General features: G+C 55.4%; 23 protein-coding genes. 9 read left to right on the forward strand and 14 right to left on the reverse strand.

Translation table 11 applies throughout. The features are described 5' to 3' along the window. Positions 1-4: 4 nt before the first annotated feature. The 6 genes from moaD to AAC637_RS06600 form a co-directional block, all read right to left on the reverse strand. Entirely contained in the window at positions 5-253 is a 249-nt protein-coding gene (moaD, locus tag AAC637_RS06575; protein ID WP_340302823.1) for a molybdopterin converting factor subunit 1, read from the reverse strand. 4 nt (positions 254-257) lie between these two features. Beyond that, on the reverse strand, positions 258-872 hold the full coding sequence (gene pgsA / locus AAC637_RS06580; RefSeq protein ID WP_317656587.1) for a CDP-diacylglycerol--glycerol-3-phosphate 3-phosphatidyltransferase: 615 nt from the start codon (positions 870-872) through the stop codon (positions 258-260). 18 nt (positions 873-890) lie between these two features. Continuing rightward, positions 891-2,777, reverse strand: a complete 1,887-nt coding sequence (gene uvrC / locus AAC637_RS06585; protein ID WP_445322727.1) for an excinuclease ABC subunit UvrC — start codon at positions 2,775-2,777, stop codon at positions 891-893. A gap of 310 nt (positions 2,778-3,087) precedes the next feature. After that, the gene (locus AAC637_RS06590) at positions 3,088-3,867 is read right to left on the reverse strand and encodes an SDR family oxidoreductase (RefSeq protein ID WP_340302825.1); all 780 of its coding nucleotides are present in this window, start codon (positions 3,865-3,867) and stop codon (positions 3,088-3,090) included. A gap of 14 nt (positions 3,868-3,881) precedes the next feature. Continuing rightward, the gene (locus AAC637_RS06595; protein WP_340302826.1) at positions 3,882-4,826 is read right to left on the reverse strand and encodes a calcium/sodium antiporter; all 945 of its coding nucleotides are present in this window, start codon (positions 4,824-4,826) and stop codon (positions 3,882-3,884) included. Continuing rightward, positions 4,823-4,987, reverse strand: a complete 165-nt coding sequence (locus AAC637_RS06600; RefSeq protein WP_340302827.1) for a hypothetical protein — start codon at positions 4,985-4,987, stop codon at positions 4,823-4,825. Before AAC637_RS06600 ends, AAC637_RS06595 begins: the two co-directional genes overlap by 4 nt. 216 nt (positions 4,988-5,203) lie before the next feature. Between AAC637_RS06600 and arfB the strand changes: the two genes are divergently transcribed. Continuing rightward, positions 5,204-5,620: an alternative ribosome rescue aminoacyl-tRNA hydrolase ArfB gene (arfB, locus tag AAC637_RS06605; RefSeq protein ID WP_340302828.1), complete on the forward strand. Its 417-nt coding sequence runs from the start codon at positions 5,204-5,206 to the stop codon at positions 5,618-5,620. 15 nt (positions 5,621-5,635) lie between these two features. Here arfB and pncB read toward each other — a convergent pair whose 3' ends face one another. Further along, positions 5,636-6,928 (reverse strand): nicotinate phosphoribosyltransferase, encoded by a 1,293-nt coding sequence (gene pncB / locus AAC637_RS06610; protein WP_340302829.1) that lies wholly within the window; start codon positions 6,926-6,928, stop codon positions 5,636-5,638. Between the two features lie 67 nt (positions 6,929-6,995). On the opposite strand from pncB, the gene AAC637_RS06615 reads away from it, so the two are divergent. Next, positions 6,996-8,090: a THUMP domain-containing class I SAM-dependent RNA methyltransferase gene (locus AAC637_RS06615; RefSeq protein ID WP_340302830.1), complete on the forward strand. Its 1,095-nt coding sequence runs from the start codon at positions 6,996-6,998 to the stop codon at positions 8,088-8,090. Here the strand turns inward: AAC637_RS06615 and pncA are convergent. After that, a complete protein-coding gene (pncA, locus tag AAC637_RS06620; RefSeq protein WP_340302831.1) occupies positions 8,079-8,690 on the reverse strand; it encodes a bifunctional nicotinamidase/pyrazinamidase in 612 nt (203 codons plus the stop codon). The two genes, AAC637_RS06615 and pncA, sit on opposite strands and share 12 nt — an antisense overlap. 79 nt (positions 8,691-8,769) lie before the next feature. Between pncA and trhO the strand changes: the two genes are divergently transcribed. From trhO to arsJ, 4 genes are all read left to right on the forward strand, one after another. Further along, entirely contained in the window at positions 8,770-9,672 is a 903-nt protein-coding gene (trhO, locus tag AAC637_RS06625; protein ID WP_340302832.1) for an oxygen-dependent tRNA uridine(34) hydroxylase TrhO, read from the forward strand. Between the two features lie 78 nt (positions 9,673-9,750). Then, on the forward strand, positions 9,751-10,575 hold the full coding sequence (locus tag AAC637_RS06630) for an arsenate reductase/protein-tyrosine-phosphatase family protein (protein WP_340302833.1): 825 nt from the start codon (positions 9,751-9,753) through the stop codon (positions 10,573-10,575). Positions 10,576-10,578: 3 nt separating this feature from the next. Then, the gene (locus AAC637_RS06635) at positions 10,579-11,577 is read left to right on the forward strand and encodes an ArsJ-associated glyceraldehyde-3-phosphate dehydrogenase (protein ID WP_340302834.1); all 999 of its coding nucleotides are present in this window, start codon (positions 10,579-10,581) and stop codon (positions 11,575-11,577) included. Beyond that, positions 11,574-12,827: an organoarsenical effux MFS transporter ArsJ gene (arsJ, locus tag AAC637_RS06640; protein ID WP_340302835.1), complete on the forward strand. Its 1,254-nt coding sequence runs from the start codon at positions 11,574-11,576 to the stop codon at positions 12,825-12,827. Before AAC637_RS06635 ends, arsJ begins: the two co-directional genes overlap by 4 nt. On the opposite strand, the gene AAC637_RS06645 is transcribed toward arsJ, so the two are convergent. After that, positions 12,807-13,739, reverse strand: coding sequence for a DMT family transporter (locus AAC637_RS06645; RefSeq protein ID WP_340302836.1), 933 nt, complete (start codon positions 13,737-13,739; stop codon positions 12,807-12,809). The genes arsJ and AAC637_RS06645 overlap by 21 nt on opposite strands. 105 nt (positions 13,740-13,844) lie before the next feature. Here AAC637_RS06645 and AAC637_RS06650 point away from each other — a divergent pair, with 105 nt between their 5' ends. Beyond that, positions 13,845-15,365, forward strand: a complete 1,521-nt coding sequence (locus AAC637_RS06650) for an FAD-binding domain-containing protein (RefSeq protein WP_340302837.1) — start codon at positions 13,845-13,847, stop codon at positions 15,363-15,365. Position 15,366: 1 nt separating this feature from the next. On the opposite strand, the gene glpD is transcribed toward AAC637_RS06650, so the two are convergent. Next, positions 15,367-16,944, reverse strand: a complete 1,578-nt coding sequence (gene glpD, locus AAC637_RS06655) for a glycerol-3-phosphate dehydrogenase (protein WP_340302838.1) — start codon at positions 16,942-16,944, stop codon at positions 15,367-15,369. A gap of 190 nt (positions 16,945-17,134) precedes the next feature. On the opposite strand from glpD, the gene AAC637_RS06660 reads away from it, so the two are divergent. Together AAC637_RS06660 and glpK are read left to right on the forward strand one after the other, a co-directional pair. Then, a complete protein-coding gene (locus AAC637_RS06660; RefSeq protein ID WP_340302839.1) occupies positions 17,135-17,914 on the forward strand; it encodes a DeoR/GlpR family DNA-binding transcription regulator in 780 nt (259 codons plus the stop codon). A gap of 3 nt (positions 17,915-17,917) precedes the next feature. Beyond that, positions 17,918-19,414, forward strand: a complete 1,497-nt coding sequence (gene glpK, locus AAC637_RS06665) for a glycerol kinase GlpK (protein ID WP_340302840.1) — start codon at positions 17,918-17,920, stop codon at positions 19,412-19,414. Positions 19,415-19,428: 14 nt separating this feature from the next. Here glpK and AAC637_RS06670 read toward each other — a convergent pair whose 3' ends face one another. From AAC637_RS06670 to AAC637_RS06685, 4 genes are all read right to left on the reverse strand, one after another. Beyond that, on the reverse strand, positions 19,429-20,487 hold the full coding sequence (locus AAC637_RS06670) for an AbrB family transcriptional regulator (RefSeq protein ID WP_340302841.1): 1,059 nt from the start codon (positions 20,485-20,487) through the stop codon (positions 19,429-19,431). A gap of 52 nt (positions 20,488-20,539) precedes the next feature. Beyond that, positions 20,540-22,057, reverse strand: coding sequence for a tripartite tricarboxylate transporter permease (locus AAC637_RS06675; RefSeq protein WP_340302842.1), 1,518 nt, complete (start codon positions 22,055-22,057; stop codon positions 20,540-20,542). Between the two features lie 12 nt (positions 22,058-22,069). After that, on the reverse strand, positions 22,070-22,576 hold the full coding sequence (locus tag AAC637_RS06680; RefSeq protein ID WP_340302843.1) for a tripartite tricarboxylate transporter TctB family protein: 507 nt from the start codon (positions 22,574-22,576) through the stop codon (positions 22,070-22,072). Between the two features lie 108 nt (positions 22,577-22,684). Next, positions 22,685-23,671, reverse strand: a complete 987-nt coding sequence (locus AAC637_RS06685; protein ID WP_340302844.1) for a tripartite tricarboxylate transporter substrate binding protein — start codon at positions 23,669-23,671, stop codon at positions 22,685-22,687. Positions 23,672-23,786: the final 115 nt, after the last annotated feature.

A 23,786-nucleotide genomic window follows, 5' to 3' on the forward strand; every position in this document is an offset into this window, starting at 1 on the left:
GGCCCTAGCCCCCCGTCATTGGTGGGAAGAAGGCAATCTCGCGCGCGCCCTGAACCGGATGATCCAAATCGACCAATTCCTGATCAACCGCAGCGCGCACAGAGGATAGATCCGAAAAGACCAAGTCATGCGCATCAGATTTACCGCGCAGCTCAGCAATCAAATCGGCGATTGTTGCCGCATCGGTGCTGATCATCTCGCGATCCGCGCCAATGCGTTCGCGCAACCATGCGAAATATCTCAGTTCAATCATCCCGTCAGCCTTTCTGGTCACTGAGGAATGGCAAGGCTTTGAGGAAGTAATCAAACCCTGTGACAAAGGTCAAAACGGCTGCAAGCCACAACATCCCCATGCCGCCCCACGCCAAAGCATCGCGCAGCACATGCAAGCCAAAGGTGCCAAATGAATGGTCATTGTGCATGTTATGCTCTGCAATCGCCCATAAGAACATCAAGACAATCGCAACCATCTGCACCATGGTTTTCCATTTGGCGAGTTTTGTAACCTTAAGTCGCCCTGCATCCGCGCCCAAGAATTCGCGCAGGCCAGAGACGAAGACCTCGCGAAACAGGATAAGAACAACAGGTGTGATCAGGGCCACGGATAAATCAAACAGTCCGACCAAGATTGCCAAGGCGATCACCACCATGGCCTTATCCGCAATCGGATCAAGCATGGCACCGAAACGGGAAACTTGCGCCCATTTGCGGGCCAAATATCCATCCAGATAATCGGTGGTGGCCGCGCCGATAAACAGGATCAATGCCACCCAATCGGCAATCGGACGCGGAAAGATTGCAAATACAACACCGACCGCAATCGCGGCTAACAGGCGAAGCACCGTCAGAATATTTGGAAGTGTCCATGTCATAGGTTCGATCTTATCCGCTCACGCCCCGTCATGGAAGAAGGCATAGATGGTTTCTGCCATCCGATCTGAGATTCCTTCTACCGCCTTCAGATCTGCCAAATCTGCGCGTGACACGGCCTTAGCACTTCCAAAATGGGCCAAAAGCGCCCGCTTGCGGGTGGCGCCAATGCCGGGAACCTCATCCAACGGGGTCGCGCCAATCGCCTTTGACCGCTTGTCGCGATGCGCCCCAATTGCAAAGCGATGCGCCTCATCGCGCAGGCGTTGGATAAAATAGAGCACAGGGTCATTGCGCTTAAGCGCAAAGGGGCGCGCCCCATAGCGGTGGAACTCTTCCTTGCCCGCATCACGATCGACACCTTTGGCGACACCGATAAAGGGCACATCGTCAACACCTAGATCTCCCATGATCTCGGCAACAGCACTGATCTGCCCTGCCCCACCATCGATAAGCAATAAGTCAGGCCAAGCATCCGATTTGCGGTCAGGGTCTTCCTTAAGCAGGCGCTGAAAGCGGCGCGTTAGAACCTCTTTCATCATGCCAAAATCGTCCCCGGGGGTAAGGTCATCCCCGCGGATGTTGAATTTGCGATATTGGCTTTTGAGAAAGCCCTCTGGCCCCGCAACAATCATGGCCCCAACGGCATGCGCGCCTTGGATATGCGAGTTGTCATAAACCTCTATGCGCGCAGGCGCGCCATCTAGGCCAAACGCATCGGCCAAACCGCGCAACAATTTTGCTTGTGTGGCGCTTTCGGCCATACGCCGTGCAAGGCTTTCGCGGGCATTGCGCAATGCCCCCTCAACCAATTCCGCCTTTTCGCCACGCTGTGGCACGAGGATCTCAACCTTGCCACCGCGCTTTTGGCCCAAGGCGGCCTCCATCAGCTCGGCCTCCTCCAGCCCATGCGACAGGATCACTTGGCGTGGGGGTTCCTTGTTATCATAGAACTGGCCCAAAAAGGCCTCCATCACCTCATCAGGGGACTCAGAACCACCCAAGCGCGGGTAATAGTCATGGTTGCCCCAGTTTTGGTTGGCGCGGATAAAAAAGACCTGAACACAGGCCTGACCGCCCTCCATATGTAAGGCGATGATATCGGCCTCACGCACAGCTTGCGGGTTGATCCCTTGGGTGCCTTGCACTTGCGTCAGCGCGCGAATGCGGTCGCGCAACGCTGCAGCGCGCTCATATTCCATCGCTTCGGCCGCCTCTGCCATTTGCGCGCCAAGCTGCTCTTGAATTTCGGTGGAATTCCCGCGCAAAAACCGCGCGGCATCAGCCACGCTCGCGGCGTAATCTGATGCGCTAATATAGCCAACACATGGCGCAGAACACCGCTTAATCTGGTAGAGCAAACAGGGCCGCGTGCGGCTGTCAAAAGTCGTGTCGCTGCAATTGCGCAGCAAGAACACTTTTTGCAATTGGTTCAACGTGCGATTAACCGCCCCCGCCGATGCAAAGGGGCCAAAATACTGCCCTTTCTCCGTCTTCGCCCCTCGATGTTTGCGGATTTGCGGAAAATCATGCGCAACCCCGATTACGATATTCGGGAAGCTTTTATCGTCACGAAGCAAAACATTGTATCGCGGCTTGAGCTGCTTAATGAGATTTTGCTCTAACAGCAGCGCTTCGGTTTCGGTGCGCGTGGTCAGAAACATCATCGAAGCAGTTTCCGAAATCATCCGCGCGATACGCGGACTATGCCCCGAGGGTTTCGCATAATTCGACACCCGCCGCTTGAGGGCACGCGCTTTGCCAACATACAAAACGCGGCTCTGTGCATCGAGCATGCGATAAACACCAGGGCTTTGATCTAGCGTCTTAAGATAGTCGCGGATGACCTCATGCCCCTGCCGCGGCGCATCTCCTGAGGGGCTAATTTCCATGCTGTTTTCTAACATGTCATCCATGATGCAAAGCTTGCCCTGATTCCAATTCGCGCTGCAACGAAGAGCGGCCAAGTTCAAGGGAAAATATGTCCACTAAACCTGTGGATAAACCTGCGGAAAATCCTTGAAGCATCGAAATTTTTCTTTGTTTTTCGGAGGGTTCTGTGAATTGCACAATTTTTAGGCGTCTTTTTAACTATTTGGATTTGTTAATTATTTTCTTTTCCAGCGGGGCTTTGTGATCAAATCGTTACTTAAACTTTACCTAAACGTTACCTAAGGAACCGCGGTGGAAAACTCTAATTATGATCATAAATTAGACCTATTCTATACCCACAACATCAGGGGTCGCCCAAGCCAGATGCTGCCCCCCATCCACGGCGATCATTTGGCCTGTCACAGCCTTAGCTTTCACCAAATAGATGAGCGCATCGGTGATATCGTCCAAATCGGCGCCACGGTGCAAAATTGTGGCTTGTCTCTGGCGGGCAAAGGCCGCTGCATCCTGCCGCCCCCCGCGCAATGTTGGGCCGGGCCCAATGGCATTTACGCGAATATCGGGCGCTAAATTCTGCGCGGCGGTTTTGGTAAATGTCCACAATGCGGATTTTGCCAATGTGTAACTGACAAAATCGGGGGTCAACTTATGCACCCTTTGGTCGATCATGTTGATGATAACTGAGGTTGCGCGCGGCTCACCGCCGCTATCTTGCACGGCTTTGGGGGCCTGCGCGGCAAAAGCATCCGACAAGACCACGCTCGCGCGCAAGTTGGAATTCATGTGCCGATCCCAACTCTCGCGGGTGAGGCCCCCAAATGTATCGTGCTCGAATATGGAGGCGTTGTTGACCAGAACTGAAAAAGGCGCCCCGATTGACGCACGGGCCTCGGACAAAAGGGCCTGTGTCGCCGCCTCGTCCAAAAGATCGGCCTGCACCAGAACCGCCTGACGCCCTGCGTCCCGAACGGATGCTGCGGTCGCCTCAGCCCCTTCGCGGGATGAGGCATAATGGATCGCCACATCGTAACCCGCCTGTGCCAATGCAATCGCCATTGCCTGACCCAAGCGCTGACCTGCGCCTGTCACCAAAGCTGCGGGCATCTGTGAACCTCCGACTAGTGCAATAAGAAACTTACATAGCCGATATAGAGCGCCACAAAGAGAAGTCCCACCGCGCGCCCCATGCGCCACCGAAAAAACACGAAAGGCAGCAAGATCAGCGAAGTGCCCAACATCACCCAAAGATCAAAGCGCAGGAATTCACTATCTACGGGAATGGCGCCAAACCATGGCGCGACCCCGAAAATAAAAACCAAATTAAAGATATTCGAGCCAATTACATTGCCCAAGGCCACATCTGCATGTTTGCGCAATGCGGCCATCACAGATGTCGCCAATTCGGGCAAACTGGTGCCAAGGGCCACAAGGGTCAAACCAATGACCACCTCCGACACGCCAAAGGCGCGCGCGATTTCTGTGGCGCTGTCAATCAAGAGATCCGCCCCCAAAGGCAGACCAATCAAGCCAAGCCCAAGATACATGCCAATCTTCCAATAGGGCATGGACGGATCAGCTTCTTCCAATTCTTCGGGTAATTCTTCGGGCGCATCACCTGCAAAGGCATGGCTAATTTGAACGCCCAATATCAGCGCAAAAACCGCCAGAAGGATCAGACCATGCCACCAGACAAAGGGCCCCAGAAACGCAAGCACAACAAAGACCAAACTGGCGCAGAGCATGAAAATGTAATTCTTGCGCGTGTCCGAGACACTTGGATCAAGGCAGGAAATAATTGCGGGCAGCCCCAAGACCAAAAGAACATTGGCGATGTTCGACCCTACGACATTGCCCAACGCCAAGCCTGGTGCATCACCAAGCACTGCTTGGATCGACACCAATAATTCTGGCGCAGATGTCCCAAAGGCCACCACGGTCAGGCTGACGACCAAGGCCGAAATGCCCAACCGCAACGCAAGGTTGACAGCCCCCCGCACCAACGCATCCCCCGCAAGAACAAGGATCACCAAGCCCAAAACAGCCAAGGCAATATGCGCGGTCATTCCGGTTTGTCCTCGTCTCTCGGATCTCGTTTTAGCGGATCACGCTTTAGGGGATCTGCGGGAAAGCGCGGCTTGCGCGATTTGAACTTGGGCAGGCGCAGCTTTCCGAACATGGCGAGCACGGCCATAAAAATTAGAAAAAGGCTGATGATCTTAAGCATCACAAATCAATCCGCCCCAAAACAAAGGACCAAGGGACTTGTGCAAGATGAGGGCGAAGTGGTCTTTTCATCATAGCCCCTCATGTAACGATGCCCCCCCCTTCAAACAAGGGGCGTCATCTGCGAAATCTTACGGGCTTGGGGCGAAGGATCGTCACTGGGATTATCCGCCTTTGCCCGCTATGATGCCCGCACAAACCCGCAAGGCAGACCCAGATGCTGACCATCACCGACCAGATCACCATTGCCGATTGGGAATTGACCGAAAGCTTCACCCGCGCCCAAGGGCCAGGCGGTCAGAATGTGAACAAGGTCTCAACGGCAGTGGAATTGCGGTTCGAGGCCGCCCGTTCCCCCCATCTGACCGCGCCAGTCAAACGCCGCTTGGAACGCATCGCGGGCCAGAAATGGACGAAAGACGGCGCGGTGGTGATCTTCGTGCAAGACACCAGAAGCCAAACCCGCAACCGCGAGATCGCCCGCGAAAGACTAGCCGAGATGATCCGCGCCGCCCTAGTGGTGCCAAAACCCCGCCGCCCGACCCGCCCCACGAAGGGATCGGTAGAACGGCGGATCAAGGCCAAGAAACTGCGCGCCGAGGTGAAGGCAGGACGGGGGAGGGTGGAGGGGTGAGGCCTCAGTTACCCCCTAAACCACCACCTCAACCCGCTCCTGTTCCCCCACCCCGAACACGCGCTTATAGCGTGCGATCTCATCCTTTGGCCCCATCGCTTTCTCGGGGTTGTCGGACAGTTTGACTGTGGGGCGGCCATCGGCGCGGATGGCTTTGCAGACCAGTGAGAAAGGCGCAAGCGCATCCCCCTCGACCAATCTGCGGAAATCATTCGTCAACAGCGTGCCCCAACCAAAGGACACGCGCACGCGGCCTGAAAATTTGGCGTGCAGCTCGGCGATGCGGTCGACATCCAACCCGTCCGAGAAGATCACCAATTTCTGCATAGGGTCTTCACCGCGCGATTTCCACCAGTCAATCGCGGCCTCGGCCCCTGCCTCGGGCGTGCCTGAATCGATGCGGATGCCCGTCCAGCCCGCCAACCAATCGGGCGCATTCCTGAGGAAACCTGCCGTGCCATAGGTGTCGGGCAGGATGATGCGCAGATTGCCATCATGTTCCTCATGCCAATCCGCAAGAACATCATAGGGCGCCCGAGCCAGTTCCGCATCATCGCGGGCCAAGGCGGCATAGACCATCGGCAATTCATGCGCGTTCGTCCCAATGGCCTCAATGTCGCGCTTCATCGCGATATGGCAATTTGAGGTGCCCGCGAATTTACCCCCCAAACCTTCGATCATCGCCTGCACACACCAATCCTGCCACAGATAGGAATGGCGGCGGCGAGTACCGAAATCGGCAATGCGCAGGCCCTCAATCGCGCGCATTTTTTCGATTTTTTCCCAAAGCTTTGTCATCGCGCGGGCATAGAGCACCTGCAACTCGAACTTACCCATGTCTTTCAAGACAGCGCGCCCGCGCAATTCCATCAAAACTGCAAGCGCAGGAATTTCCCAAAGCATCACCTCGGGCCATGCGCCTTCAAAGGTCAGCTCATATTGATCCCCCACCCGTTCCAGATGGTAGGGGGGCAGTTGCAGCGCCTCGAACCATTCCATGAAATCGGGGCGAAACATCTGGCGCTTGCCATAAAATGTATTCCCGCGCAGCCACGTGCTTTCGCCCCGCGTCAAGCGCAGGGTGCGGATATGATCCAATTGTTCACGCAATTCACCCTCATCAATCAGATGCGCAAGCGGGATGCGCATTGTGCGATTGATCAGTGAAAATGCGACTTGGGTTTTGGGCCGATTGCGAAAGACTGACTGACACATCAGCAATTTATAGAAATCCGTGTCGATCAGCGAGCGCACGATCGGGTCAATCCTCCAGCGATGGTTATGGACACGGGTGGCGATATCGACCATGGCTAGGCTCCAAGCAGGCGTGTTTCGCGCCGTTTAGAGCAAATCATAGGCCATAAAGGCAAGAGCGATGGAAATTTTCCTGCAAGGCACCCCAGGATTGGAGGATATCCTCGCCGAGGAGGCGCGCAGCTTATCCTTATCGGGCGTGCAATCTGTGGCAGGGGGTGTGATCTGTCAGGGTAATCTCGCTGAGGCAATGCGTGCCAATCTCTGGCTGCGCTGCGCGGGACGCGTATTGATCCGTATCGCGGAATTCCGCGCGATGCATCTGGCACAATTGGACAAGCGCGCGCGCAAATTGGATTGGGCCAGCATTTTGCATCCTGATCGAGCTTGGCGCGTTGAGGCCACCTGCCGCAAATCAAAGATTTACCACCAACGCGCAGCTGCGGAACGAATTGAGGGGGCAATCAGCGCGGCGCTTGGCAACATACCGAACCCTGAGGCGCTGATTGTTGTCAAACTGCGCATCGAAGATGATCTTTGCACACTCAGCCTCGATACATCCGGTGAGAGCTTGCACAAACGGGGCGCCAAGGAATTCATCGGCAAAGCGCCCATGAAAGAAACCCTTGCAGCCGCGTTTTTGCGGGCCTGCGGTTATCATGGCGGGATGCCTGTGGTTGATCCGATGTGTGGCTCTGGCACGTTTTTGCTTGAGGCCGCCGAGATTGCCGCGCGGTTGCCCGCAGGGCGTACGCGCCGCTTTGCGTTTGAAGATCTTGCCGGATTTGAGATTGCTGATTGGTCTGCAATGCGCCGCAATTTTTCCTCACGCGAGGCTGAGGCCGTGCAATTTTACGGGTTCGACCGCGACCAAGGGGCGATTACAGGCGCGCGCGCCAATGCCGAGCGGGCGGGTATTGCGGAATGGACCAGCTTTGCCTGTCAGCCCCTCAGCGCGCTTGAACCACCGACAAAGCAAAAAGGGTTGGTCATTCTGAACCCGCCCTATGGCGCGCGGATTGGCAATCGCAAATTGTTGTTTGGGCTTTACGGCGCCGTTGGTGCGGTCATGCGCGAACGGTTCACGGGATGGCAATTTGGCATGGTCACATCGGACGAAGGGTTAGCCAAGGCCACAGGTTTGACATGGTCAGAGGTGAGCCGCCCCGTGGCCTTCGGTGGGTTAACGGTCAAACTCTATCAATCAGCCCTTTGACATCATCACACCCAAAGCGGCCATGTCATCCAAAGCTATCGCCAATGATCCGCCCAGATCAATCGCGCGACACAAATCGCGGCGCAGGTCGACTGCAAACCCTAGTTTTGCGGCATCTTGCGCGGAATAATTGACACAGAAATCTGTCGCCAATCCGACCATGGTCAGATGCGTGATCCCACGATTGCGCAAATATCCCTCAAGCCCCGTGGGGGTCTGGTGATCATTTTCGAAAAACGCAGAATAGCTGTCGATGGCAGGGCGAAACCCTTTGCGAATAATCAGATCCGCTCGGTTTGTGCGAAGTTCTGGATGAAATTCCGCCCCTGCGCTGCCTTGCACGCAATGATCAGGCCATAAAACCTGCGGGCCATAGGGCATCTCAATCATCTCTAGGGGCGCGCGCCCCTCATGCTGACTTGCAAAACTGGAATGATCCGCGGGATGCCAATCTTGGGTCAGGATCACGGCGGCATAGTCATCCATCAAGGCGTTGATCCCCGCTACAATCGCGCTGCCCTCAGGCACAGCCAGGGCGCCGCCTTCGCAAAAGTCATTTTGCACATCAATCACCAAAAGCGCGTGACTATCGGGTTTCATACCATGGTCTCCGTATAGGGCAGCGTGCCGCATCACCTAAGGGTTGAGTTGCACAATGCAAGGGCGTAAATGCGCAGCTATGTATATTGTCGCCGCCCTCTACCACTTTACCCGATTTGACGCGCCCGAAGAGTTGCGCGCGCCCCTGCTTGAGCTGTGCGAGGCGCAGGGGATCAAGGGATCGCTTCTTTTGGCGCGCGAAGGGATCAACGGCACCATCGCAGGCAGCCGCACGGGGATTGACGCGGTGCTATCCCATATCCGCAACCTGCCTGGTTGTGCGGCGTTTGAATGGAAAAAAAGCACAGCCACCGAAATGCCCTTTGGCCGCCTCAAGGTGCGCCTGAAGCGCGAGATCGTCACGATGGGTGTGCCAGAAACTGATCCGCTCAAAATCGTGGGCACTTATGTTGCGCCTGAAGAATGGAACGAATTGATCTCGGCCCCTGATGTTGCCGTGATCGACACGCGCAATGATTACGAAGTGGCCATTGGCACTTTCAAAGGCGCGGTTGATCCACAGACCGAAAGTTTCCGCCAATTCCCACAATGGTGGGAGGAAAACAAACATCGCTTTCACAACAAGCGGATCGCAATGTTCTGCACCGGTGGTATCCGTTGCGAGAAATCCACCGCGTTCCTCAAGGATCAAGGCGTGGAGGATGTGTATCACCTCAAAGGCGGCATCCTAAAATATCTTGAGGAAATGCCACAAGAAAACAGTCTTTGGGAGGGCGAATGTTTCGTGTTTGACGAACGCGTCTCAGTCGGTCACGGCCTTAAACAGGGGCCTTATGGCCTGTGCCGCGCCTGTCGCCGTCCGATTTCTGACGAAGATCGCAGACATCCTCATTTCGAAGAAGGCGTCTCCTGCCATCAATGTATGGACGAGCACAGCGATGAAGATCGCGCGCGTTTCCGCGAACGTCAGCACCAGATTGCCTTGGCCAAAGCCCGCGGTGAAAGCCATTTGGCAGGCTAGTTTACGCTCTCCGTGAATTTTTCATGACAGCGCCATTTGAGGCTTTGCTTGATTCATTATTTCGATTATTCACGAAATATGGAAAATATACTCGTGACACAGCTATCAACTTTGGGCCATGGCCCACGCCTTGATATTTTTCGTCTGCTGATGCGCCGGTATCCTGATGCGGCCGCGGCAGGGGAAATTGGTGCTGCTTTGGGGGTTAAACCCTCGACCTTGTCCGCCTATCTTGGCGCACTCCACCAGGCAGGGTTGATCGTGCAAGAACGCGAAGGCACTTCCCTGCGCTATCGCGTGGCGATGGACACCACCCATGATATGATGGCTGCTCTATTTTCAGAGTGCTGCCGTGGACGGGTAAACCTTCAGTTTGACTGTGCGCCTGACCCGCAGAATGACGGCAGGCCATTTAATGTGCTGTTCCTCTGTGTGGGAAACTCGGCACGCTCCATCATGGCTGAAACTTTGCTACGCGATATGGGCGGGGATCGGTTTCGCGTATACTCCGCCGGTGTCCAACCGCAAAGCACGCTCAACCCGCTCGCGCTCGAAGTGCTGCGCCAGAAAGGTCATGATACCTCTGCTCTCAGTTCTAAGCATCTTAGCGTTTTCCAAGCACCTGAAGCGCCGCAGATGGATTTTGTTTTTACAGTCTGTGATGTGGCCGCCAATGAGGATTGCCCCGCTTGGGCGGGGCAGCCTGTCAGCGGGCACTGGGGCCTGCCTGACCCTGTAAAGGCCCAAGGCAGCGTTGCTGAGCGGGGGCTGGCTTTTCAGGCAACCTATGGCGCGTTGCGCAATCGTATTGCCGCCTTCACCGCCCTGCCCCTTGAAAGCCTAGAACGCGCGGCACTGCAAAAGGCGGTGGATCGCATCGCAAAGATTTCTAAAGAGGATTGAAATATGACTGTCTACGCGCTGAACGGATTGGGCCGCATCGGCAAGCTTGCGCTGCGCCCCTTGCTTGACGCGGGCGCAGAGATCGCGTGGCTCAATGATGCGGTCGGTGATGCCGCCATGCACGCCCATCTGTTGGAGTTTGACACAGTGCATGGCCGCTGGCCCGCGTCTTTCTCAGCAACAGAGAATGCTGTCATCATCAATGACCAGCGCATTCCTTTTATTGGCACCAAAGACATCCATGACCTGCCCCTCAAGGGGGTCGATGTGGTCATTGACTGCACGGGGAAATTTAAAACAGCTGCTGCCCTTGCGCCCTATTTCGCCGCAGGCGTGAAAAAGGTCATTGTCTCCGCCCCCGTCAAAGATGGCCCCACCGCGAATATCGTCTATGGCGTGAACCACGAGATTTATGACCCTTCCGCGCATGACATCGTGACAGCGGCAAGCTGCACCACAAATTGTCTTGCCCCTGTGGTCAAAGTGATGATGGAAGAATTTGGCATTAAGCACGGCTCAATCACCACAATCCATGATGTCACAAACACCCAAACCATCGTGGATCGGCCAGCCAAGGATTTACGCCGCGCGCGGTCTGCGCTGAACTCGCTGATCCCGACCACAACGGGCAGTGCCACGGCGATCACGCTGATCTATCCCGAATTGACGGGCAAGCTGAATGGGCACGCTGTGCGCGTGCCTCTGTTGAACGCGTCCCTGACCGATTGTGTCTTCGAGCTAGACCGCGAGGCCACGGCGGCGGAAATCAACGCGGCCCTTGCACGTGCGGCAGAAGGGGCGCTGAACGGCATCCTCGGCTTTGAAGCGCGCCCTTTGGTGAGTGCGGATTACACCAATGACACGCGATCCTCGATTGTGGATGGGCCATCCACGATGGTCATTAATGGCACGCAGGCCAAGATTTATGCGTGGTATGACAATGAAATGGGCTATGCCCATCGCCTGATTGATGTCGCGCGCATGGTTGGCGCAAGTCTATGACCGCGCCAAAGCCATCCGCCCTGCCCGCCTATATCGCCGTAACAGCGGCTTATTGGGCGTTTATGCTGTCGGATGGCGCGCTTCGGATGTTGGTTCTCTTGGCCTTCCACGAGCGCGGCTTTAGTCCCGTTCAACTGGCCTATCTGTTTTTGCTCTATGAGCTTGCAGGCGTCATAACCAATCTTTCTGCGGGCTGGCTGGCCGCGCGGTTTGGCCTGACCCGCACCTTATATGCGGGGCTGATCCTACAGGTTGGTGCGCTTTTGGCCCTTACCAAACTGGATCCTGCGTGGTCGATCGGCGCATCTGTGGCCTATGTGATGGCCGTGCAAGGGGCCTCAGGCGTGGCCAAGGATCTGGCTAAAATGTCCTCAAAATCGGCTGTCAAACTTTTGGCACCCGAAGGGGCTGGATTGCTGAAATGGGTATCTTGGCTGACAGGATCAAAAAACGCGGTAAAGGGATTGGGGTTCCTTTTGGGCGCAGGCCTTTTGGCACTTTATGGCTACAACACCGCCTTGTTGGGCATGGCAGCTATTTTGGCACTGATCCTTGTGGCGCTGCTTTTCTTCATGCCAGACGGCCTGCCCAAAGGGAACAAAGCGACCAAGTTTTCCACCGTCATCTCGCGAGACAAAAATATCAATCGTCTGTCCGCAGCCCGCGTCTTTTTATTCGGCGCGCGGGATGTGTGGTTTGTGGTGGGCATCCCCGTTTATTTCTACGCCGTTCTTTCCGATGGCAGCGATGAAAGCAGACGCGCAGCCTTTTTCATGATTGGCACCTTCATGGCGGTCTGGATCATCCTTTATGGCACTGTTCAGGCCATGGCCCCGCGCATCCTGCGCAAAGGGGGCAATGATTTGGGGCGGCTGTCCGCAAGCGCGCGCCAATGGGCCTTGGCGCTTGTGCCAATCCCTGCGCTTTTGGCGATTACTGTCTCCACCGCAGGCGCGCCCGCCCCTTGGCTGACTGTGACGCTGGTCTTGGGTCTGTTGGTCTTTGGCGCGATATTTGCCGTGAACTCGGCCCTGCACTCTTACCTCATTCTCGCATTTTCAAAATCCGAGCGGGTCAGCCAAGATGTTGGTTTCTACTACATGGCGAATGCGGCAGGCCGATTGTTGGGCACAGGCCTATCGGGCCTTGCCTATCAATGGGGCGGGGTTGAGGCCTGCTTGATGGCAGCAAGCGGACTTTTGGCCTTATCGGCTGTCGCCGCAAATCGCCTAAACCGCAGCACGGCGTGAGCGCGCGGCAAGGCGCTCCCGATGCATAGTATAAAGACCAGTTGCAACGATCAAAGTGGTGCCAATTAGGGTCCATCCATCTGGTAATTGCGCGAAAACCAAATACCCATACATCACTGACCATAATATCATTGAGTAATGCACGGGGGCCAAAACTACAGCTTCCGCAATCTCAAGCGCACGGATCACCAAAAGCTCGCCCAGGCCCGCAAACGCTGCCATGAAGAACATTATGATTAAGGAATTCTTATCGCTTGGCCATGCCCAGAAAAATGGAAGAGGTATGCTGATAACCGCCACCCCAACAAGAGCAGTGTAAGCAACAGTTGTGTATGTATTGTCATAGGGTGCAATCATACGGGACAGGACTTGGCGAACCGCAAACATACTCGCAGCCAATACTATAAAAAACACTGCCGGATGGACGATCCCTAAGCCTGGCCTAATTACAATCAGTGTACCTAAAAATCCAACAAAAATAGCTGACCATCGGTGTAGGCCCACCTTTTCACGTAGAATCAATGCGCCAAGTACCGTGACAATCAGCGGAGCTATAAAGGTCACTGAGATTGCATCGGCCAACGGGACAAAGCTAACTCCTGTTATAAAGCAGGTTGCCGAACCTACAGCCAGTGCACCCCGCAAAAATTGTAATTTGGGCTTCGCAGTTTTTAAGATTTTAGTTCCGCGCCAGAGCAATATTACAATTACACCAAAAACAAGACCTAGCTGGCGGGTCCAAACAATCTGAATTGGATGGAATCCGTCTGTCAAAAACTTTGCCATTGTGTCAACAGCAGCGAATACAAAAAAGCCTAAGCCCATCAACACCAGGCCCTTAATATTATCGGGAGCTCTAGGCAAATTTTTAGTGACTACAATGTTCTGCGGGAGGTCTGGAACAGTTGGCATCGTCAATCCAAGTTTGCGTTATCAGTTACTGTTAGGCTGTAAATTTGTTACTGTCGACCATGCAAATTACTGACACGGCCGAAACTAAGACTATTTTAACTCAACATGAAACAATGGCCCGTACACCTTGTCTGGTTCAAACGTGATTTACGTGTCACAGACCAAGCATGCCTTGCCTCAGCTGCAGCCCGAGGGCCCGTCTTGCCTGTGTATATTATTGAACCTGATTTTTGGACTGAACCCGATGCAAGCGCACGACATTGGATGTTTCTTCGTCAATCGTTAGCTGAACTACATGATACACTAGCAAGTTTGGGTCAGCCCCTTTTAATCCGACGGGGGGATGCTGTTTCCATCTTAGACGAACTAGCAGCCCAACAACCGATCGCCGCGCTTTGGTCGCATCAAGAAACTGGGAATGGATGGACATATGCGCGCGACAAAAGGGTGGCAGCTTGGTGCAAATCAAAATCCATCCCGTGGCATGAACCCCGTCAATTCGGTGTGATCCGAACCTTAAAATCGCGCAATGGATGGGCGGGGGAATGGGACAGGCAGATGTTGGATCCCTGCCATTCAGTACCACATCTTGAGCCAATTTACGAAACGCCCGGTTTGGATTTACCTACGCCTGCGGATTTGGGCCTTGCGCCTGATGGCGGGGATGATCTGCAAGACGGCGGATCAACAGCAGCACGCGCGCTGCTGCACAGTTTTCTCATCAAACGTGGCGCGCCCTATCGATCGGCAATGTCTAGCCCACTTGTTGGCGCTGATGCGTGCTCGCGCCTTTCGCCGCATCTCACATTCGGCACGATCTCGCTCCGCGAGGTCGCACAAGCCGCCGCACACCGCGCAGGCACCCTCCCCAAAGGGTCGAGCCACAAAGAATGGCGCGGATCCGTGCGCGCCTTTCAATCTCGCCTCTATTGGCACTGCCATTTCATGCAAAAACTAGAAGACGAACCACGGATTGAATGGGAGAATATGCACCACTCCTATGATGGCCTGCGCGATGACCCGCAGGGACACCCATGGTTTGAAGCGTGGAAACACGGACAAACGGGGCTGCCCTTTCTGGACGCCTGTATGCGATCCCTGCGTCATAGGGGATGGCTGAATTTTCGGATGCGCGCGATGGTGATGGCAGTTGCAAGCTATCACATGTGGTTCCATTGGCGCGAAACTGGCCTGCATCTGGCACGGATGTTCACCGATTATGAGCCCGGAATTCATTGGTCACAGGTGCAGATGCAATCTGGCACAACGGGCATCAACACGATCCGAGTGTATAATCCGATCAAGCAAGGGTTGGATCAAGACCCCTCGGGGGTGTTCATCCGCCGTTGGGTGCCTGAACTTGCACAGCTTTCGGGGGATGCCCTGCACCGCCCGTGGTTGCATCCTGACGCGCATGGCATTTTGGGACGAACGTACCCCAACCCAATCTTTGATCCTGCGGCGCGCGCCAAATGGGCCAAAGATCAGATTTGGGCAAAGCGACGCGCGCCAGATCACGAGGCGGGCGCGGTTGCGGTTCTCACCCGCCATGGAAGCCGCAAATCTCCCCGTAAGACAAAACGTGCCGCCAAACATACCGGGGCACAACTGTCCCTGTTTGATTAGCTTATTCTGCCGCCATCTGCCTTGCAGCGCTTAGCATCCATGCATCAATAGCCGCTATTTGTGATGGGTCTAGCCGCAGCCCCAACTTGCTGCGCCGCCAGACCACATCTTCGGCTGTTTGCGCGAATTCGTGTTTCATAAGCCAACGCACCTCTGCCTCGGTCAAAGTTGCGGCGAAATCGCGACCGAGATCCTCTGATGTTTGAGCCCCCGCCAGTATCGCCCAAGCATCCCGCCCATAGGCGCGAATGAGGCGCTTGGCCCATTTGGGCGTAAGAAACGGATAATCCGCCACAAGGCTTGCAATCAACCGATCCACATCCCCCACAGCAAAATCGCCACCTGGCAAGGCTACCCCCGCCGTCCATGGCCCGCGCGCGGATTTCGTGAACTCTGCGATTTTCTCAAGCGCGGACTCCGCCAAACGGCGATAGGTGGTGATCTTGCCGCCAAAAATATTCAGCAAGGGCGCATCCCCATCCCCTTCAAGGATCAGCGTGTAATCCCGCGTAGCGGCAGATGCCGATTGCGCCCCGTCATCATAGAGCGGCCGCAAACCAGAATAAGACCACACGATATCCTCGGCAGTAACAGCCGTGCTAAAATAGTTATTCACAAAGGACAGCATATAATCCCGCTCCTCGGTGCTGCATTCGGGGCGGGTATCGGGGTCGCGGTGATCTTTGTCGGTCGTCCCGATTAAGGTGAAATCCTGCTCATAAGGAATGGCGAAACATATGCGCCCGTCCTCACCCTGAAAGAAGTAGCATTTCGGATGGTCATAAAGACGCTTGGTCACAATATGGCTACCCCGCACAAGGCGCACGCCGCCTTTGCTGTTTTGGCCGATCTTCTGGCCGATCACATCGCTGACCCATGGCCCTGCGGCATTGATCAAAATCCGCGCTTGATGGTGATGGGTTTGCCCATCGCGGGTCTGGGTGCTGACCTTCCAAATGCCGTTGTCGCGCTTGGCGCTCACCACCTTGTGACGCGGCAAGATCACCGCGCCGCGCTCGGCCGCATCGCGGGCGTTCAGCGCCACAAGACGGCTATCTTCCACCCAGCAATCGGAATATTCATAGGCCTTGGAAAATTTACGGTGCAGCGCCGCCCCCTCAGGGCCTTTGCGCAAATCCACCACCGAGGTTCCAGGCAATATGTCTCGCCCGCCCAAGTGGTCATAAAGAAACAGGCCAAATCGGATCAACCATTGCGGACGCCGCCCCGCCATCCACGGCATAAGCCGCGCCAAAAGTCGCGATGTCGGGGTTTGGCTCTCAAAGCGCATATCTTTATGGTAGGGCAGCACAAACCGCATCGGCCAAGAAATATGAGGCATGGCTTTGAGCAAAGTTTCACGCTCAATCAGCGCCTCGCGCACCAAGCGAAACTCAAAATATTCTAGGTAGCGCAACCCACCATGAAACAGCTTAGTCGATGCCGAAGACGTGGCCGAGGCCAGATCGTTCATTTCCGCCAAACGCACCGTCAAGCCGCGTCCCGCCGCATCGCGGGCAATGCCGCAGCCATTGATGCCACCGCCGATGATGAAAAGATCGTCAATCTCGCTCGTCATATCCATTGCGCCTTTCTTGCGGGCCTCATTCTACCGAAACCTGCCGCCGCTATGGCACAAACGAACACAAACGAAAATAATAATATTCAAAATTATTCATTTTTGACGTCATTCGAAGAATTGACCCCCGATTTTAAGCCATCTAAGGTCCGTTAACCGCGCAAATGCGCGAAAAGGAAAAGGAACGCGCATGTCGCAAAGCTTTCGCTGGCCAGAGATTCTCGACATCGCGAGGCGCGAGGGGAAAGTGAGTGTCGAAGGGCTGGCCGCGCATTTTGGCGTGACCACCCAAACGATCCGCCGCGACCTCAGCGATCTTGCCGATGCTGGAAAATTAGAGCGCGTCCATGGCGGCGCGATCCTGCCATCGAGCGTATCAAATATCGGCTATGAAATGCGGCGCGGGTTATACGCTGAAGAAAAGGCACGCATTGCGGCAGCTTGTGCGGCCCAAATACCCGATGACATTTCGCTCTTCCTCAATATCGGCACCACGACAGAGACCGTTGCGCAAAATTTGCTGCATCACAAGAATCTATTGGTGGTCACAAATAACATCAATGTCGCGACTATCCTTGCCGCCAATCCCAATTGCGAGATCATCCTCGCGGGCGGGCAATTGCGCCGCGCAGATGGGGGGCTGATCGGTAAGCTGACCTCAGATGCAGTGGCGCAGTTCAAATTTGACCTTGCGGTCATAGGATGCTCAGCCATTGATGCGGAAGGGGATATGTTGGATTTCGACATCCAAGAGGTGGGGGTCAGCCAGACAATCATCTCACAATCGCGGCGCGTGTTTTTGGTGGCCGACCACTCGAAATTTACGCGCAGCGCGCCTGCAAAAATCGCTGCACTTTCGCAAATTGATGCGCTGTTTACAGATCATCCGCTTGACGCCCCATTGGCCGCACGTTGCCATGACTGGGGGCTTGCAACACATATAATTCCATACAGTTCGACAGGGGCCTAAACCATGACCCATATTCTTGCAATTGACCAAGGCACCACCTCGACCCGCGCGATTGTTTACGATGCTAGGTTTGATTCCCTTGCACAGGCGCAAGAGGAGTTTACCCAACACTACCCGCGCTCGGGCTGGGTCGAGCATGACCCGATGGATTTGTGGCAGACCACGCAAAATTGCATCACATCCGCCTTGCGCGATGCCAAGACATCCGCAATGGCGATTGCGGCCATCGGCATCACCAATCAACGTGAAACCGTGCTTCTGTGGGATCGCAAAACGGGCGCGCCCTTGCACAATGCCATCGTTTGGCAAGACCGCCGCACAGCGGATCGCTGCGCAACTTTGCGCGCCGCAGGGCATGAAGAGATGATCACCGCCAAAACAGGACTTGTGCTTGATCCATATTTCTCAGCCAGCAAATTGGCATGGATGTTAGATGAAATCCCAGATGCCCGCAGACGCGCCGAAGCGGGCGAATTGGCCTTTGGCACAGTGGACACTTGGCTGATTTGGCATCTGACGGGGGGCGCGGTCCATGTGACCGATGTGACCAATGCCGCGCGCACGATGCTGTTCGACATCCACAGCCTTGAGTGGTGCGAAGATATCCTTTCGCTTTTTAATATCCCCCGCGCAGTCCTGCCGAATGTTCTCGATTGTGACGCGCATTTCGGGACGACCGCAAAGGATGTCATCGGCGCAGAAATTCCGATCCGCGCCGTTGCGGGTGACCAACAGGCCGCAACAATTGGCCAAGCTTGTTTTGACAAAGGCATGGCCAAAGTCACTTATGGCACTGGGTGCTTTGCGCTGATGAACACAGGCACAATTGCTGTCCCCTCGAAGAATAAACTTTTGACCACCATCGCTTATCGCATGGATGGGCAAACGGCCTATGCGCTAGAGGGCTCCATCTATATTGCGGGCGCGGTGGTGCAGTGGTTGCGCGATGGGTTGGACATCATCGCCTCGGCGGCAGAGACACAAGACATGGCCAAAGCCGCAGATAATGGACAAGCCATCACGCTTGTGCCCGCTTTTACGGGTTTGGCCGCACCCTATTGGAATTCTGAATGCCGTGGGGCCGTGTTTGGTCTGTCGCGCAACACAGGGCCAAATGAATTAGCGCGCGCCGCACTTCAATCCGTGGGCTTGCAAACCCGTGATCTGATGGAGGCTATGGCCGCCGATATGGCGGCTTTGCAAACCGGCCAAACGGTTCTGCGGGTGGATGGCGGCATGAGCGCGTCAGACTATACCCTGCAATATGTGGCCGATATTCTGAATGCGCCAGTCGATCGACCCACGCACCTCGAGACGACCGCCCGCGGCGTTGCGTGGTTGGCAGGCTACAAGGCAGACCTTTACCCAGACCAAGCAGGCTTCAGAAAAACTTGGGCCATAGATCGTCAATTCGCGCCCAAGATGAATGCGGATACGCGCAATTCAGATTATGCGCGCTGGCAAAGGGCGGTTGCTGCGACCATCGCAGCGGGGGCTTAGTAGTTTGCGTAAGCTTAGGCCTTAATACGAACAATCAGCAGTGGCACAGCCACGCTCAAAATCAGAAGGCGTACCACGTGATGCGCTGCAACCAAAGCAGGCTCAAGGCCTGTGCTGACTGCCAAAGCCGCCATGATTTCCACGCCCCCCGGTGCGAATGCCAGAAGCAGCACCGAAGGGGGCAACCCGATCAGTCTGGCCGCAATGACGGCGCCAATTGCCGCCACCGCGCAAGATACGAGTGTTCCCACCGCCCCCGCCGCCAAGGCCCCCAACAGGCCTTTGCGATTCAGCCCCCGAAATCGCGTGCCAATCAAGCAACCCATCACCATAAAGGCCAGTGAGGTCAGCCAGATCGGCAAATTTCCTGGGGTCAGGTTCGCCCCATGGCCAATGGCTGATGCGGCCATCGCGCCCAATAAAAGCGGCGCAGGTATCGAAAACCGTTTAAAGATAAGACCCAGAGCTAAGGCCGCCGCGAAAACAACCGCAGCCGCCAAAAGGCTAATGGCCCCGTGATCCACGACATAGGCCGTGCCTGTCATCCCCCAAAGCGAGATCAGCAAGGGCACACAGAGGGTCAGCAACAAAACCCGCGTGGCCTGCACCAAAGCCACCCGCGCCACATCCACGCCCATTGAGGTCGACAACCCAAGAACATAGCTGAGATGCCCGGGCGTGGCGGCGAGGGTCGCGGTCATCACATCATAGCCAAAACCGCGCATCAAAATGGCCCGCAGCGAAAAAATCAGCACAACCAAAGTGACCGCCAAAATGGCCAAGGATATTGGCCATGTCAGCGCAGTCTCGATCACCTCAGGTGTTACCGTGCTGCCAATCGAGACGCCAATCACCACGAACACCACATTGCGCAGGGGCAAGGGGATTAAACTTTTCAACCCCAACATCGTGGCAACCGAAACAGCTGCAGCGGGCCCTGTCAGCATATAGGCAGGAAACCCAATCAGCCAAAAAAGCCCAGCCCCTGCAGCGCCAAGCGCAAGCGTGGGCAGAGTTTCTTTGACAATGCGTTGAGCGGTCGGACGCACCCGATGGGCCTTTGCAATTTTCAACAAAAGGGGGCGCGGATTATCCCCGCGCCCGATTACTTATGTTTTGCGCTGATCAATCGCCATCTGCAACACCAGCCTGACGCAAGCGCGCGCGGCGGGCGCGATAGGCAGGCACAAAAACCAGACCCACCGCAAGGATCAACAACCCCAAGGTCATTGGACGTTCGAGGATAAAGCCAAATCCACGATAAAGCTGCATAGCGCGGGCAAAATTATCCTCCATCATCGTGCCAAGGATGAACCCAATCAGAAGCGGGGCAAGGGGATAATCCGCAAAGCGCAAGATCGTAGCAACCACCCCAAAACCCACCAAGATCAGCAATTCAGTCGCATTGTTTTGGCCGATATAGCTGCCCATCAACGTGAAGAACAAAATGAACGGGATCAGATAGGCCCGCGGGATCGTCAACAGTTTGGCGATATAGGGGATAAGCGGCAGGTTCAGAATCAAAAGAACCAGATTGCCAATATACATCGAGATAATAACCGCCCAGAACACATCAGGCTCATCGGTCATCAATCTTGGGCCAGGGGTGACATTAAGGGCGATCAACGCACCAAGCAAAATCGCAGTTGTCCCAGAGCCAGGAATACCCAAAGTCAGCAGTGGCACGAAAGAGCCCGTGCAAGCCGCGTTATTCGCTGTCTCGGGTGCGGCCAAACCTTTGATTGAACCTTTACCGAATTCTGCCTGCTCTTCGCCTTTGGCGATGTTGCGCTCAACCGCATATCCCAAAAAGGATGCAATCGTGGCCCCAGCCCCCGGTAGAACACCGATGAAAAACCCTTGCACCGATTGCCGCCCGATGACGGGCGCGATTTTACGCGCCTCGTCTTTGGTGATGCGCAGATCTTTGATCTCGCCGCCCGAACCACTTTGCGCACCACGCGCAGGGTTCAAGACCAAAAACAGCGCCTCAGGCAGGGCGAACATGGCCATCGCGAGGGTGATGAAGGAAAACCCCGATTGCAACTCCATGATCCCAAAGGTGAAGCGCGGCATATTGGACAAGGCCCCTTCACCAACAGTGCCCATGATAAGGCCAAGAATGGTCATCATCAGCGCCTTGGCGACTTGCCCTGTGCCTGCAAAGGCGGCAATGGCCGAAAGCCCAACAACCATAAGCGCGAAATATTCCGCCGAATGGAACAAAAGCGCGACCGAGGACAGCGCAGGTGCAAAGATCATCAACAAGATCGCGCCGATTGTGCCCCCTGCAAAGGACGCAATGGCTGCAATCGTCAGCGCCTTACCCGCTTGACCCTTTTGCGCCATCGGGTATCCATCAAAGGCGGTGGCAACTGTTCCCGCGACCCCCGGCGCATTGAGCAAAATTGACGAGGTCGACCCGCCAAAAATCGCGCCATAATAGACGCCCGACAACAAGATCAAAGCGCCCGTTGGATCGCCCAATCCAATCGCGACAGGGATCATAATCGCAATAATCGACATTGGCCCGAGACCGGGCAACATACCGATAATGGTGCCAATCACGCAGCCAAACACGACCATCGCAAGGTGAAAGGGCGTTATTGCGGCCGCAAGGCCAAGAAGCAAACCTTCAAGCATGATGCGTCCCCCTCACATCAAAAACGCAGGCCAAGGGCGCAGGAAAATACCCAGCACCTCCTGCACAAGATACCAGATCGTGCCTGCGGCAATCGCGGCCACAGGTATAAGAATGTGAAATTTCCGCTCGCCTAAGATGAACCCACCTAGCGCAAGGAAAAGTATGGTCGCCCCCACAAACCCCGCTGGGCGCAGAAGGAGCGCATAAGCCACCATCAGCGCCAAAAGCGACAGGGCTTGGCCGATATTGTAATCCCCAAGACGGCGGTGATCGATATCTTCGGCGCTTTGCTCTTTTGTTGTATCTGCTTCGACTGTCTTTGCGGACTTGCCAGAAAACAGCACAACCAAACCCACAATCACCCCAAGCACACTCAGGATTTTTGGAAATGTTGATGGCCAAATCGGATTGCGCTGCAAAATTGCAGGCAAGAGATGATCCATCGTGAAAAACGCAGCATAGCCATAGATGCAGCATAGCGCCAAAAAAGCCAATGCAATCCAACGTTCTAAGGCCATAAACGCCCCCTTTTTCTCAGCCAAATTTGTGGGTCTGTTGCACGGAAGGGCCGCCGCGAAATGAGGCAGCCCATCCATAGATCAATCGCGCAAAACGCGCTTATCCTCTTAGAGGAAGCCCAACTCGCGCATCAGATCACCGATCTGCTGCTCTTGTGCTTCGAGGAAGCTTTGGAACTCAGCTCCGGGGCGATAAATATTCACCAGACCCATACGGCCGCGCACTTCTTCCCACTCAGGGGTTTCCATCATCGCCGCCAACATCGCTTGATAAGCTTCAACTTTTTCTTGCGCCATGCCAGGTGCGGCGAAGAACCCGCGCCAGTTCACGAATTGCGCATCAATACCCTGCTCAGCGAAGGTTGGCGCGTCTGCATAGGCAGGAACGCGGTCAGGGGCGGTCACGCCCAAGATGCGGACCTCACCCTGCTCGGCCAAAGCAACCGCTTCGGAAAAGCCTGTGGACAGCGCATCAATCTCGCCCGACAGCAAGCCCGCCATCGCCTCACCACCGGCGTCATAACCGATATAGTTAAACGCAGTGGGATCTTCGTCCGCAGCCTGCATTACAATCGCCGCGACCAAGTGATCCATCCCACCAGGAACCGAACCCCCACCAATGGCAAAATCCATCGGCGCTTCGCGGTATGAAGCCAATGCATCTTCCATCGATGTCAGCGGGCTATCTGCAGTTACAACCAATGCCGCGTAGTCACCCACTGTTCCTGCGATCAAGGTCAGGTCACGGAAGCTTTGAGAAATCTCACCCGTCAAAGCGCGGATCACGATGGGGGTCGAGTTTACCATCAATGTGCCATCGCTTGAGGCTGCATTTTCGATCAAATGCGCAATGGCGACACCGCCACCACCGCCTGACATGTTTTCATATGTGGCATTGCCCACAAGACCAGAATTGACCAACGCCTCGCCCGTGCCGCGCGCTGTGCCATCCCAACCACCGCCAGCACCGCCGGGGATAAGGAAGTGAACCTGATCCATCATTTGATGCCCGCCCGCATTGGACATGCCCGCGAATGCAAGCGTAGCAGTTGCAGCCGCGATCATAGCGCGGCGTGTCCACCTAAAGGTGTTCATAGTGTATTCCTCCCATTTGACAGGCGATCCTCCACCGCCATAGTCTCACCCGACCACAGAAAGCTGACACGAGCCTGACACGCAGGACGAAAACATCAGCCCACCTGTTTGGGGA

It is taken from the genome of Roseobacter sp. HKCCD7870, assembly GCF_037830315.1.
GTDB lineage: Bacteria > Pseudomonadota > Alphaproteobacteria > Rhodobacterales > Rhodobacteraceae > M30B80.

What these genes read in the sequence shown, in the direction of transcription:
- moaD (WP_340302823.1), bottom strand. Translation starts at nt 253, where the DNA reads ATGATTGAACTGAGATATTTCGCATGGTTGCGCGAACGCATTGGCGCG.
- pgsA (WP_317656587.1), bottom strand. Translation starts at nt 872, where the DNA reads ATGACATGGACACTTCCAAATATTCTGACGGTGCTTCGCCTGTTAGCC.
- uvrC (WP_445322727.1), bottom strand. Translation starts at nt 2,777, where the DNA reads ATGTTAGAAAACAGCATGGAAATTAGCCCCTCAGGAGATGCGCCGCGG.
- AAC637_RS06590 (WP_340302825.1), bottom strand. Translation starts at nt 3,867, where the DNA reads ATGCCCGCAGCTTTGGTGACAGGCGCAGGTCAGCGCTTGGGTCAGGCA.
- AAC637_RS06595 (WP_340302826.1), bottom strand. Translation starts at nt 4,826, where the DNA reads ATGACCGCGCATATTGCCTTGGCTGTTTTGGGCTTGGTGATCCTTGTT.
- AAC637_RS06600 (WP_340302827.1), bottom strand. Translation starts at nt 4,987, where the DNA reads ATGCTTAAGATCATCAGCCTTTTTCTAATTTTTATGGCCGTGCTCGCC.
- arfB (WP_340302828.1), top strand. Translation starts at nt 5,204, where the DNA reads ATGCTGACCATCACCGACCAGATCACCATTGCCGATTGGGAATTGACC.
- pncB (WP_340302829.1), bottom strand. Translation starts at nt 6,928, where the DNA reads ATGGTCGATATCGCCACCCGTGTCCATAACCATCGCTGGAGGATTGAC.
- AAC637_RS06615 (WP_340302830.1), top strand. Translation starts at nt 6,996, where the DNA reads ATGGAAATTTTCCTGCAAGGCACCCCAGGATTGGAGGATATCCTCGCC.
- pncA (WP_340302831.1), bottom strand. Translation starts at nt 8,690, where the DNA reads ATGAAACCCGATAGTCACGCGCTTTTGGTGATTGATGTGCAAAATGAC.
- trhO (WP_340302832.1), top strand. Translation starts at nt 8,770, where the DNA reads ATGTATATTGTCGCCGCCCTCTACCACTTTACCCGATTTGACGCGCCC.
- AAC637_RS06630 (WP_340302833.1), top strand. Translation starts at nt 9,751, where the DNA reads ATGGAAAATATACTCGTGACACAGCTATCAACTTTGGGCCATGGCCCA.
- AAC637_RS06635 (WP_340302834.1), top strand. Translation starts at nt 10,579, where the DNA reads ATGACTGTCTACGCGCTGAACGGATTGGGCCGCATCGGCAAGCTTGCG.
- arsJ (WP_340302835.1), top strand. Translation starts at nt 11,574, where the DNA reads ATGACCGCGCCAAAGCCATCCGCCCTGCCCGCCTATATCGCCGTAACA.
- AAC637_RS06645 (WP_340302836.1), bottom strand. Translation starts at nt 13,739, where the DNA reads ATGCCAACTGTTCCAGACCTCCCGCAGAACATTGTAGTCACTAAAAAT.
- AAC637_RS06650 (WP_340302837.1), top strand. Translation starts at nt 13,845, where the DNA reads ATGAAACAATGGCCCGTACACCTTGTCTGGTTCAAACGTGATTTACGT.
- glpD (WP_340302838.1), bottom strand. Translation starts at nt 16,944, where the DNA reads ATGACGAGCGAGATTGACGATCTTTTCATCATCGGCGGTGGCATCAAT.
- AAC637_RS06660 (WP_340302839.1), top strand. Translation starts at nt 17,135, where the DNA reads ATGTCGCAAAGCTTTCGCTGGCCAGAGATTCTCGACATCGCGAGGCGC.
- glpK (WP_340302840.1), top strand. Translation starts at nt 17,918, where the DNA reads ATGACCCATATTCTTGCAATTGACCAAGGCACCACCTCGACCCGCGCG.
- AAC637_RS06675 (WP_340302842.1), bottom strand. Translation starts at nt 22,057, where the DNA reads ATGCTTGAAGGTTTGCTTCTTGGCCTTGCGGCCGCAATAACGCCCTTT.
- AAC637_RS06680 (WP_340302843.1), bottom strand. Translation starts at nt 22,576, where the DNA reads ATGGCCTTAGAACGTTGGATTGCATTGGCTTTTTTGGCGCTATGCTGC.
- AAC637_RS06685 (WP_340302844.1), bottom strand. Translation starts at nt 23,671, where the DNA reads ATGAACACCTTTAGGTGGACACGCCGCGCTATGATCGCGGCTGCAACT.